General features: G+C 72.2%; 12 protein-coding genes and 1 pseudogene. All 13 read right to left on the bottom strand.

Translation table 11 applies throughout. The features are described from left to right. Positions 1-377: 377 nt before the first annotated feature. Positions 378-1,118: a hypothetical protein gene (locus JMV16_RS15805; protein WP_201495267.1), complete on the bottom strand. Its 741-nt coding sequence runs from the start codon at positions 1,116-1,118 to the stop codon at positions 378-380. Beyond that, the gene (locus tag JMV16_RS15800) at positions 1,105-2,802 is read right to left on the bottom strand and encodes a putative porin (RefSeq protein ID WP_201495266.1); all 1,698 of its coding nucleotides are present in this window, start codon (positions 2,800-2,802) and stop codon (positions 1,105-1,107) included. Before JMV16_RS15800 ends, JMV16_RS15805 begins: the two co-directional genes overlap by 14 nt. Positions 2,803-2,807: 5 nt before the next feature. Then, a complete protein-coding gene (locus JMV16_RS15795) occupies positions 2,808-3,455 on the bottom strand; it encodes a hypothetical protein (RefSeq protein ID WP_201495265.1) in 648 nt (215 codons plus the stop codon). 2 nt (positions 3,456-3,457) lie between these two features. Beyond that, positions 3,458-3,859, bottom strand: a complete 402-nt coding sequence (locus JMV16_RS15790) for an ExbD/TolR family protein (RefSeq protein ID WP_201495264.1) — start codon at positions 3,857-3,859, stop codon at positions 3,458-3,460. 13 nt (positions 3,860-3,872) lie between these two features. Then, the gene (locus tag JMV16_RS15785) at positions 3,873-4,283 is read right to left on the bottom strand and encodes an ExbD/TolR family protein (protein WP_201495263.1); all 411 of its coding nucleotides are present in this window, start codon (positions 4,281-4,283) and stop codon (positions 3,873-3,875) included. A 1-nt stretch (position 4,284) separates the two neighbouring features. After that, on the bottom strand, positions 4,285-6,012 hold the full coding sequence (locus JMV16_RS15780) for a DUF2341 domain-containing protein (protein ID WP_201495262.1): 1,728 nt from the start codon (positions 6,010-6,012) through the stop codon (positions 4,285-4,287). A 79-nt stretch (positions 6,013-6,091) separates the two neighbouring features. After that, positions 6,092-6,910, bottom strand: a complete 819-nt coding sequence (locus JMV16_RS15775) for a LuxR C-terminal-related transcriptional regulator (RefSeq protein ID WP_201495261.1) — start codon at positions 6,908-6,910, stop codon at positions 6,092-6,094. An 84-nt stretch (positions 6,911-6,994) separates the two neighbouring features. After that, positions 6,995-7,582, bottom strand: a complete 588-nt coding sequence (locus tag JMV16_RS15770) for a hypothetical protein (RefSeq protein WP_201495260.1) — start codon at positions 7,580-7,582, stop codon at positions 6,995-6,997. Between the two features lie 4 nt (positions 7,583-7,586). Beyond that, positions 7,587-7,970 carry a type II secretion system protein gene (locus JMV16_RS15765; protein ID WP_201495259.1) on the bottom strand — a complete coding sequence of 128 codons (384 nt, stop codon included), beginning with the start codon at positions 7,968-7,970 and terminating at the stop codon, positions 7,587-7,589. 28 nt (positions 7,971-7,998) lie between these two features. Next, the gene (locus JMV16_RS15760) at positions 7,999-8,472 is read right to left on the bottom strand and encodes a type II secretion system protein (RefSeq protein ID WP_201495258.1); all 474 of its coding nucleotides are present in this window, start codon (positions 8,470-8,472) and stop codon (positions 7,999-8,001) included. Further along, positions 8,469-10,391 (bottom strand): secretin N-terminal domain-containing protein, encoded by a 1,923-nt coding sequence (locus tag JMV16_RS15755; RefSeq protein ID WP_201495257.1) that lies wholly within the window; start codon positions 10,389-10,391, stop codon positions 8,469-8,471. Before JMV16_RS15755 ends, JMV16_RS15760 begins: the two co-directional genes overlap by 4 nt. Then, on the bottom strand, positions 10,388-10,912 hold the full coding sequence (locus tag JMV16_RS15750) for a hypothetical protein (protein ID WP_201495256.1): 525 nt from the start codon (positions 10,910-10,912) through the stop codon (positions 10,388-10,390). The genes JMV16_RS15755 and JMV16_RS15750 overlap by 4 nt, the downstream gene beginning before the upstream one ends. Beyond that, positions 10,909-11,450 (bottom strand): annotated as a pseudogene (locus JMV16_RS15745) (hypothetical protein); the annotation flags it as partial. The pseudogene JMV16_RS15745 and the gene JMV16_RS15750, both read right to left, overlap by 4 nt.

Raw genomic sequence — 11,450 nt, 5'->3', positions numbered from 1 at the left:
CCAGCCTTCGTCAGTTACCCTGTCCCCATCCTTCGCCATCATCAAGCATCATGCCTTATCACCGACCCTGCTCATCGTAATCTCCGACATTTTCGTGCAGCGTTGCCTTGTCGTCGTCGTTTTTTTTTTAATGATACGGCGACCACCGAGATCTACACTCTTTCCCGACACGACGCTCTTCCGATCTGGCCGCACGCAAGGGGCGCGGGCCCAGGCGTCCGGGCGGGCGCAGGCGGCGCTCCCATTCCAGCGCGTCCATCGGCGTGCCACGAAGCGTGGCCGCGCCTGCCGGGCGCGCCAGCGCGGCGAGCGCGGGGTCACCCTCCTCGGCGCGCGCCGCTGCCAGCGGCAACAGCAGCGCCGCCAGCAGCAAGATCTCAGGGCGCACTGTCGGCTTCCTGCAGTCTGAACACGTCGTAGCGCGGCTTGTCCAGCGACTGCTGCATGAGCTTGTCGCGGTAGGCCTCGACCAGGTTTTCCAGCTGCACGCGCCGGGTCTGCACAAAGGGCTCGTTGTGGGCCAGCACTTCGGCAAGGCCCTTGTTTTCATAGCGTTGCAGCAGTTCCAGGCCCAGCGCATGCAAGGCCTTGTTGCTGGCGCTGCAGGCTTCCAGCACCTGGCCCTGGTAACGGTGGCCGGTGTTCAGATCGGCCAGTTCGGCGCCGCGCCGGGCCAGGGTGCGCTGCAGCTCGGCGTGCTGGCCGCGCAAGGTCTGCAGGTCGCGGCCGGCGGTCTCGAGCTGGGCGCGCAGCTCGTCGGCGCGCACGCGCTCGGCCGCCTGCTCGGCGCGCAGCGCTTCCACCGCCCTGGCGGCCTCGGCCGTCTCGGCGGCCTGCTTGCCGGCGTTGCCGCGCAGGCGCTTCAGCTCGGCCTGGGCCACGGTCAGCCTGGCCAGGGCCTCGGCCCTTTCGGCATCGACCTTGGCGCCGGCCTTGGCAGCAGCGTCGCGCTGGGCGGTCTGCTCGCCCTGCAGTTGCTGCAGCTGCTGGCGCAGGCGGCGCACCTGTTCCTGCTCGCGGCTGTTCTGCTGCGCCGCGGCCGTGGTGACGGCGCACAGCAGCAGCAGCGCGGCGGCCAGCGCGCCCAGCCTGGGCAGGCTCCGGTCAGAAGCGCACATTCAGGTCCACCTGCACGCTGTCGACCGCATAACGGTCGTTGAACCACGACTGCGCCGTGGGCGACGAGATGCTGCGGCCACTGAGCACGCGCAGGCCCAGCTGGGTGTCGCGTGCCAGGCCATAGTTGAAGCCCACCGTGACGCCATGCACATTGGTGCCGCCGCCGCCCAGGTCGCTGTCGACGAAGGCATCGGGCACGGCGTCGCTGCCCAGCCAGCGGTAGCCCAGGCTGAACTGCCAGTCGCCGGCGTTGCGCACCTGCTGCGCGCCGATGGTGGCGCGCGCCGCGACGCCGAAGATGCGCACGTCGTAGAGCGTGATGCCGGTGCGCGCGGCGACCTCGCTGCGCGAGTAGTCCATGTTGCGCACCACCTCGCCCGACAGGCCGATGAAGGTGGGCGCGAAGTGCGAGAACTCGGCCGCCGCGGTGGCCACCAGCGGCTTGAAGCGCACCAGCTGGCCCCAGCGGAACTTGTCAGGCGTCTTGGGATTCTTGTCGCTGAACTGCCATTCCAGCGGGTTGTTGGTGAGGAAGAGCGTGTTGCCGCGCTGGCGCAGGCCGGCCTCGTATTCGTAGCGGCCGTAGCTGGGGCCGGTGGCGCCGGTGACGGGGTCGATGTCGCCATCGATGCGGCCTTCGAAGCCGCTGAAGCGGTACATCGCCAGGCCCATCTTCACCCGCGTGAGTTCGCTCGCCTCCCACTGCGCGCCAACCTGGACGCCGCTGATGCTGCGGCTGGGGCGCGCCCGGCCGTCTTCGCGCACCGGGAAGTAGCCCAGCGTGGCAAAGGGCAGCAGGCTGCGGTCGGCGCGTGCCGGCAGCTTGAAGCTGGCGGCCACGCCCTCGAAGGCGAGGTTCTCGCTCCACACCATGTCGGTGGCGAACCAGGGGTTGGCGATGCGGCCGGCGCTGACGCTGGCCCAGTCGGCGGGATCAAGCTTGACGAAGGCGCGGTCAACCAGGAAGGCGTAGCGGTTGAAATTCTGGCCCAGGGTCTGGTTGGTCGAGACGCGGTCGGTGGCGCTGCCGCTGGCCAGGCGCACGCCGGCCGTGACCCAGTCGTTGACCTTGGCGTTGACGGCCAGGCGCGTGCGCAGGCGCAGGCGGTCACGCGCGTCCTGGGTGCTGCCGGTGGGCACGAAGGCGCTGGTGCCGGCGGCGAAATCGGGTGCGCGCGTGGTCTCGGTGTTGAAGGCCGAGGCCAGGTATTCGATGGGCTGCCAGTTGGCGCCGTCGGGGCGGTCGCCTTGCGAGCGCACGCGGATGTCGCCCTCGATGGCGATGCGGTCGGTCCACTCGGCCGTGGCGTTGGGCACACCCCAGCGCTCGATGCGGGCACGGGCCACCACTTCCTCGCGCACCTCGTCGCGGATCTGGTCGCGCACCACCTGGGGCACGTAAGGCACGCGCACCACGGGCGGCTCGGCCTTGGCGGGCCCGACCCTGGGCGCCTGGGCCAGCGCCGCCTCGCCACGCTTCCTGGCCTCGGCCAGCAGGGCATCGGCCTTGTCGCGCGGCAGGGTGCCGTTTTGCACCAGCAGTTCGATCAGGGCCAGCGTGGTCTGGCGCAGGGCTTCGAGCGATTCGCGCTCGCCGGACTGGGCCCAGGCGCCATTGCAGGCCAGGGCGGCGGCCAGCGCCAGCGCGGCACGGCGTCGTCGCGCGGGGTTCTTGGACAACATCGTGCTCATCCCATCATGCGGTTGGAGACCAGCACGCGCAGCGGCTGGGGCATGCGCGGCGGCAGCGCCTGCCCGGTGCCGGGAAAGCGGTCCAGCGCCGTGCGCAGCGCCTGGTCGGTCTGGGGGTCGCCGGTGCTGCCCACCAGCTCGGCGCGCTGAAAGCTGCCGGCGCCGGTAAGCCAGAGGTCGACCCGCACCTGGTAATCGAGCCGCTTGACATCCTTGTCGCGCGCCAGGTAGTCGTTGAGCGAGCGCGTCGCCGCCTGCGCGAAGCTGTTGACGGCCATGCGGTTGGGGCCGGCGTCGGCTGGCTTGCCGCCCACCTGCTGGCTGGTGGGGCCGTCCTTGTAGTCCTGGTTGACCGTGCCTTGGGTCATGCCGTTGCCGGGCCCTTCGCCCGCGGCTTCGTCGTTCTTCAGATCCTGCGCCTGGGGCTGCTCCTGCGGCTTGGGCGCGTCCTGCGGCTGGGGCTTGTCCTCGGGCTTGGGCGGCGGCTTGTCCTCGGGCTTGGGCGGCGGGGGCGGGGGCGGGGGCGGCGGGGTGTCGGGCAGCAGCTTCACCATCTGCTGCTTGCGCGGCTTGCCGGGGGCGTTGTCGCAGCCGGCCAGCAGCAACAGCGCGGCGGCGATCAGGACCGTGGTCTTGCGGAGCATGTTCAGTACCCGATGCGGCCGGTGGCGATGCTCATCGCGACCTCGGCCTCGTTGCACAAATCGATCATGGCCACCACGCGCTCGTAGCGCGCCTGGCCGTCGCCCTGGATCACGACGCTGGACTTGGCGTCGATGGCGCGGATGGACTGCAGCTCCTGCAGCAGCAGCGCGTCGGCCTTGGGCACGCCGTCCAGGCGCGCGCTGCCGTCGGGGTCGATGCGCAGCACATGGATGGGGTGGCGCTCGGTGGGCGGCGTGGCCGAGGGCTTGGGCAGGTTGATGCTCAGGCCCTGCACCGAGGCGGTGGTCATCAGGATGAAGACGACCAGCAGCACATAGGCCAGGTCGAGCATGGGCGTGACGTTGATCGAGTCGTAGGGGCGGGCTTCGTCCTGGACTTTCATGGCGTCACCCCGCTCACTGGCCGCTGCGCTTGGTGACGAGACCGAGCTGCGCGATGTCGAGCTTCTTGACCACGGCCAGCACGGCGACGATCTTCTCGTAGGGCGCTGCCGCATCGCCCTTGAGCACCACTGGCAGGTTGGGGTTGCCGGCCTTGTACTGGCCCAAGAGCGTGGCCAGCTGTTCCAGCGTCACCGGGTAGGCGTCGAGGAACATGCTGCCATCGGCCGTGACGGTGATGGCGCGCGTCTGCGGTTTGGCCAGGTTGCTGGTGCTCCTGGTCTCGGGTGCCGCCACCTTGACCCCCTGCACCGAGGCGGTGGTGAGGATGATGAACACCACCAGCAGCACGTAGGCCAGGTCCAGCATCGGCGTGACGTTGATGTCGTCGTAGGGCTGGTTGTCGGCCTTGATGTCGGCAGACATCTCAGCGGTCTCCGTAGGCTTCGGCGACGCGGGTGACGAACTCGTCGACGAAGATCTGCATGTCCGACGAGATGTTCTTGATCTGGGACGCCAGCCAGTTGTAGCCAAACAGCGCCGGGATCGCGACGCCCAGGCCGGCCACGGTGGCCAGCAGCGCGGCGGCGATGCCCGGCGCGATGGCGTTGACGTTCACGTCGCCGGCGGCGGCGATGGCGGCGAAGGTGATCATCACGCCCACCACCGTGCCCAGCAGGCCCAGGAAGGGGCCACCCGAGATGGCGATGGTGAGCAGCACCATGGCCGAGTTGAGCTTGTGGTTCTCGCGCACGAGGTCGGCGTCGATGGCGGCCTTGACGGCGTCCAGCGAGGCGCCCGACAGCGGCTTGGCGCCAGCCTGGCCGACGCTGCGCTTGTTGAGCTGGTGCAGGCCGGCGTCGTAGAGCCGCGCCAGTGAAGAGCCGGCATGCTGGGCGCTGCCGCCGGCCATCATCACGTCGGCGCTGTCGCGGAAGGCCTGGATGAAGCGCTGGTTGCCGCGGTCGGTGTGGCGCACCAGCAGGGTCTTGACCACCATCACCCAGGCCGCGATGACGAACATCACGCCCAGGATGCCGATGACGACCCAGGCGTCGACGGTGAGGTTCTTGACCAGGATGCCCATGTAGCCGCCATGCCCGCCCTCGCCGGCCTCGGCCTCGCCGTCGTGCTGCAGCTGGGTGGCGATGAGCTTGGCGTCGGCGCCCTGGGATGCGCGCGTGAACTTCATCCATTCGCTGCTACGAAGCACCGGCGCAACCTGCAGCTCGTCCAGCAGGCCGGCGAAATCGGCGCCCAGGCGCAGCGGGCCTTCGATGGCGGGCGTGCCGCTGGGCAGATCGGCCTCGGCCGCCTGCGCGCCGTTCACGAAGAGCGTGGCCTTGCCGGCGCCCAGCGTGAGGCCCAGGTGTACCCAGGCCGAGGGCGGCAGCTCGCCGCCCTCGAAACGCAGCTTGCCCAGCGTGACGACGGCCTTGCCGCCGGAGAGCATCAGCTTCAGCGGCCCCTGCTCGAAGAGCGTGCCGGCGGCGCCGTCGGGGCGGGCCCACAGGCTCAGGCTGTAGGGGGCGCCGGCGGCGGCGCGGGCGCGCTCGGTGGCCTGCAGCTCGACCATCTGGGCGCCGTCGAAACGGGCGCTGGCGCCGATGAGGCCGTTGGGATCGCCGGCCACCGGCCCGCTGGCGGTGAGTGCGCCGCCGCCGGCGTCGCGCACGCTGCCGTCGGCGCGGTCGAAGCGCAGCGTCAGCGCCGCGCCGCTGTCGACCACCGGCGTGGCGGCCTCGGCCACCGCCTTGGCCTCTGCCTTGGCGTTACCGGCATAGACGTAGACGAGGTTCTTGTCGCTGCCCGGCGCCACCGTGGGCACCTGCACCCACAGCACGGCGAGCTCGTTGTTGCCGTCGAAGCGCTCGAGGGCGAACTTCAGCGGCGTCTTGTCATCGGCCGCAAGCACGCGCAGATCGCTGCCATCGGGCTTGGCGGCGATGAAGTCGAAATTGCCCGAGTGCAGGCGCACCGGCACGGCGGCACCACTGACGGCCTCGGCGGTGGTGACGCCCTCGGCGCCGGTGTTGAGCGTGATCTTGGTGCGCTGCTTGTAATCGGCGCTCCACCAGGCCTGGGCCGACAACGGCAGCAGCGCGGCGATGTGGAAGGCCAGCAGCAAGGCCAGGCGTCGGCGGGGCGGGATCATGCGTTTGTCTCCGGAGGCTGTGGGGTTCGCGGCCACGGCCGGCGGCGGGCGTCAGCGCCACCGGGCCCGGCCGGCGCGTCTACAAGAGGTTTTGCTGGATGGCCAGGGCGACGGCCTGGGCACGGTTGGCGGCGGTGAGCTTGCGCAGGATCTTCTGCACATGGTTCTTCACCGTGAGCGGGCTGATCTCCAGCGCGATGGCGATCTCGGCATTGGTCTTGCCCTCGCGCACCCAGCGCAGGATCTGGCGCTCACGCGTCGTCACCGGGGTCGCACGCGGCGTCTGCGCCGGCAGCGGCGGCGGTTCGACGCCGGGCGCGCCGAGTTCGCGCTCGTTGCCCTGGGTGCGTACGTAGGTGGTGTGCAGATGCGGCAGCAGCAGCTGCAGGTGCTCGCAGTGCTGGGGCTGCCAGCCGCGGCCGCTGGCGGCCAGCACGAACAGGCTTTCCAGCTCGGCCGGCCGCTGCGGGCGTGCCACCGCGTGTACCAGCAGCTCGGTGATGCCGCCCTGGCGCAGCGGTGCCAGATCGCCCATGGGCACGCGTGCCTCCAGCCCGGCCACCTCGGCCAATAGCACGCTGGCGCCGCGGCTCACCCACAGACGCACCAGCTCGCGCATCAGGCCCGACTGGCCATTGCCCAGCACCGCCAGCAGCTCGGTCGAGACCGGCACGTTGTGGAAGGTGTCGAACACCAGCTCGCGCGAATCGCGCTGGTAGGCGGCGCAAACCGAGACATCGTGCGGCAGCAGCATCTGCAGATAGCTCTGCGCCCAGACGAAGAATTGGTGGCGCCGCTGCACGCTGGCGGCCGATTCGATGACGCGCACGACCAGCTCCGCGTGGCGGCTGGTCGACAGCTCGGCAACGGGGGCCTGGGCGAGTGCGGAGGTGTTCATGGGGGCGGTACTGCGGTGCTGTGAGCCTAAAGAGCTGGGGTGACGCCTGCGTGCCCACGGCTCATGGGGGATGAGCCGAACGGCTTACTTGGGCGCTCCTCGGGTGGGGGTGGCGGGACGGCTGGATGTCGCGGGCGCCGATGCCGCCTCGCTGGCGACCGCATGAGTTGCGGTCATCTCGCGCGGGCGGAAGACGCGGTCCGACACGCGCGGCGGCTGGCCGTCTTCGCGCGGCTCCAGATCGTGGCTGAGCCGGGCCGGGCGGCTGGCGCGGCTGTGCAGGGCCGTGATGGCGCCGCGGGCGTCGCGCAGCAGCACCCAGTCGGCACGGCCGGTGAGCGGGTCTTCCCAGACGCGGCGCAGATGGCGCTGCAGCGTGGGCGTGCGCCTGTCCTTGACCAGCTCTTCCAGCGTCTGGGGGCCGGCGGCTGCAGTGCCTGCCTCGGGCGCCAGCACCACCGCGCGCCAGCGGCCCATGGCGTCGGCGATCTCCTGGCCGCGGTGGCGCGATTCGCGCTCGAGCTGGCGCTCGGCCGCTGTCGTCCAGGCGCTGGCCAGCAGGCCCATCGCCGCGCCGCCCGCGGCCAGCGCGAACAGCATCAGCAGGTAGGTGAAGCCGCGCCCATGGGCACCACGGACGCCACCGGCGGCACGCGGGCGAAGGCCGCCCACGGCACTACCAGTCGGCATAGAGGCTGCCATCGGCGGCGCGGCCGGCGGCGCCGCTGCGCACATCCGCCACCCCGCCCTGCACCACGGCGTCGGGCGGCGGCGCCAGCGCCAACCAGCTGTCGGCGCGGCCGGTGTAGGGGTCTTGCGGCAGCTCGCGCAGGTAGCGCTGCTGCGCCATCTCGGCCAGGCTCTGCGGGTAGCGGCCCTTGTCGGCGGCAAACTGGTCGATGGCGTCGCGCATCACCGCCAGCGAGGTGCGCAGCGATTTCTCGCGCGCCCGCTCCAGGCTCTGGAAGTAGCGTGGCGCGGCGATGGAGGCCAGCAGCGCGACGATGGCCATCACGACGATCAGCTCGATCAGCGTGAAGCCGCGCCGGCCGCTGTTCATCGCTGCACCCACGCGCACACCACCGCGCTCACCATTGTGAATACCGCGTGCCATCCAGCGCCGTGGCGCCGTGGCGCGAGGCGATGTCAAAGACATCGGCGCCCGGCTGCGGGTCATCCGGCGGGCTGGCATGGCTGCGCAGGGCCCAGGTCTCGGTGGCCGGCAGGGCCGGGTCGGCGAAGGGATCGCGTGGCAACCGGCGCAGCAGGTAGTGGCGGCGCCGGCCCTGGGCATCGCGCGCATCGGGCACGCCGGCGGCCAGCGCCTCCAGGCTGGGCGGGTAGCCGCTGGCGTCGGGCGGCTTGGCAATGGCGCCCTCGTCGGACAGGCGCTTGTACCCGTCGATGGCGGTGCGCAGCGTGCGCAGCGCGTCGCGCAGCGCGAACTCCTGGCTGCGGCGGTGGGCCAGCTCGATCATCGGCCGCGCCGCAGCCACCAGGATGCCCATGATGGCCACCACGGCGATCAGCTCGATCAGCGTGAAGCCGCGCGCTCGCCTCATGGCGGGACGGCGATGGTGATGGCGACGGCGGCGACGGCCTCGACGGCCACCGCCTCGCCGCCGGCGCCGGTGGCCGAGACGCTGCCGACGCTGACCTGCAGCGTCTGCCCGGCGGCGGCGGCCAGCACGCGCAGCGGCAGCACCTGTTCGCGCCCGGGCTCGAGCTTGAAGGCGGTGCGGCCGGCCCCGGCTTCGGCGGCCTGGGCCGGCTGCAGCAGCGTGGCGTCGAAGAGCAGCTCGCCCTCGACGGTGGCGTCGGAGCGGTTGGCCAGGGTCACGCTGACGATGCCGCCGACCTTGCCGCCGGCGCTGGCCGCCAGCTGCAGCTGGGCCGCACGCGGCGCAGCGGCCGGCAGTGCTGGCGCCGCGGCGGGCCGCGGTGGCCCGTTGCGCAGGGCCACGCCGGCGGCGGCGCCGCTGGCCAGGCGCAGCGGCGGCTCGCCCGGGCTGGCCTCGCTGCCGCCGGGGGCATTGCCATAGGCCACCTCGGGCGGCACCAGGCTGCGCACCACGCGCGGGGTGATGAGCAGCACGATCTCGGTCTTGGCACGGCTGTCGCTGTGCAGGCCGAACAGGTGGCCCAGCAGGGGCAGCGAAGAGGCGCCGGGCAGGCCGGCGATGGTCTTGCCATCCTCGTCGCGGATGAGGCCGGCGAGGATCTGGGTCTCGCCGTCGCGCAGGCGCAGCGAGGTGCTGGCCTCGCGCGTGCCGACCTGGTAGCCCACCGCGCCCTGGGGGCCGGCAACCTTGCCGATGAGCGTGCTGACCTCGAGCGCGACCCGCATCACCACATCGCCTTCGAGCTGCACGCTGGGCTCGACCTCGAGCTTGAGGCCGACGTCGAGATAGGTCACCGCGGCCGAGGAGCCGTTGGCATTGGTGGTGGTGGTGAAGACCGGCAGCTTCTCGCCCACCGTGACCTTGGCCTTCTCGCGGTTGCGCGCACGCAGGCGCGGGTTGGCCAGGGTGTTGGCGCGCGTCAGCGTCTCGCGCAGGCTGGCCAGCACGGCCGGGTTGGCGACACTGGCGCGAAAGCTGTCGCGCAGCCCCAGGTCGACGCTGCTGCCGGCGCCCGGCAGGCCCCAGGACACCTGGTCGGGCCACTGCAGGCCGACCTCGTCGAGCCGGGTCGACGAGACCTCGAGCACCTCGAGCTCGAGCACCACCTCGGGCTCGGCCACGTCGATGGAGGCGATCAGGCGTTCGACCAGGCGCACCACCTCGGGCGTGTCGCGCACGACCAGGTGGTTGAGCCTTTCGTCGACATGGATGTCGCGCGTCTTGGCCATCGTGCGCACCAGGCTCTGCGCCTGCTTCACGTCGGCATTGGCGAGGTAGAAGCTGCGCGTGACCAGCTCGCGGTGCTCGGCGCGCTTGGGCGCGGTGTCGGGGTAGATGAAGAGGGTGCGCTCGTTGAGCGTCTTGCTGGCCAGTTGCTGGGTGGCGAAGAGGATGCGCAGGCCCTCGGCCAGCGCGGTGTCGCGCAGCAGCAGGTTGACGCGGGTGTCGGCGCGCACGTCACGGTCGAAGACGAAGTTGAGGTTGTGGGCGCGGCCCAGGCCTTCGAGCACATTGCGCAGCGGTGCCTCGCGGAACTCGAGGTTCACGCGCGTGGACAGCGCCGCCGCCAGCTCGGGCGCAGCGGGCGCGGCGGCGCGCTTTTCTGCGGGCTGGCGCTGGCGTTCGCGGGTGGCAGCTGCCGCGGCGGCAGCGGCGGCCTGCTCCGCCTGCAGGGCCTGCTCGCGGCGCTGGGCCAGGGCCGCCTCGCGCAGGCGCAGTTCGGCGACGCGCTGGCGCGTGCCCTGGGCCGCTTCGTCCAGCGGCGGGGTGGCGCAGGCGGCCAGCACCAGGGACAAGGCCAGAGCCAGCACGGCAGTGCGCCAGGCGCGGTGATTGAAGAACGGGAAGAGGCTGTTCATGTGGGCTTGAAATTCAGGACGTGGCGGGCCGAGCCGTCGCTGCGGGCCAGCGTGACGCGGCGGCCGGCAATGGCCTCGACGCGCCAGCGCCCGTCGAGGGCATCGCCGGCGCGCACGAGCCGGGTGTTGGGGCCCTCCAGCAGCAGGGCGCTGACGCTGCCGCCTTCCTCGACCAGGCCGATCAGCGTCCAGGGCGGCGGGGGCTCCGGGGGCGGCGCCGAGGCGGCAGCCGCGGCCGTGGGGGCCAGCGCAGGCGGGCGGGCATCGCCCCAGGCGGCCAGGGCCTCGGGCCGCAGCCGAGGCAAGGGCGGCGGCGCATTGCGCAGCACCACCCTGGGCCAGGTCTTGGGGCCGGGGTCGACGGCCGCCGCAGCCTGCCGGGTGGCGGGCACGGGCCCAGCCGCCGGGGCGGCGCTGGCGCGCGTTGGCGGCGCGACCTCGTCATCGGGCAGCAGGGCCACGCCGGCACTGCTCAGCAGCGTGGCCGCCAGGGCCCAGCGCAAAGGGCGCGAGGCGATCATGGGCGGGCCCCGGCGGTGGCGGCAACGGCCGCAGGCGCGGCCGGGACGGCAAGGGTGTCGAGCCGGGTCCACAGCGTGAAGCGCAGCTCGGCACGCAGGCCGCCGCCTTCGGCACGCGCCAGGCGCAGCGCGTCCAGGGCCAGCGCCGGATCGGCGGCCAGGCTGGCGGCGATGAAGTCGCGCAGCGCGGCGTAGCCACCCTCGGCCGGCAGCGTGATGCGGTAGCGCGCCAGGCCCAGCGCCGGCTCGGCCTGGTGGCGAAACTCGGCCCGGCGCAGGGTCAGGCCATGACCCTCGGCCAGCGCCAGCAAGGCGGCCACGCGTGCAGCGCGGCTGGCCGGTGGCGCAAAGGCCTCGCGGAAGGCCAGGGCTGCGCCGGCCTGCACGGCCGCCGGCGTGGCCTGGGGCTGCTGGCGTGCCAGCGCCTGGCGGCGCAGCTGCAGGGCTTCGGCGGCGGCGGTCTCGGTGCGGGCATCGAGGGCCGGCGTCGCCCACAGCGCGGTGGCCGCGGCGGCGGCCACCAGCAGCGCACCCAGCG

The sequence above is a fragment of the Rubrivivax sp. A210 genome (genome assembly GCF_904426505.1).
Taxonomy (GTDB): domain Bacteria; phylum Pseudomonadota; class Gammaproteobacteria; order Burkholderiales; family Burkholderiaceae_C; genus Rubrivivax.
Note: the sequence above shows the minus strand (reverse complement) of the source record. Positions and strands in the feature narration are given on the sequence as shown.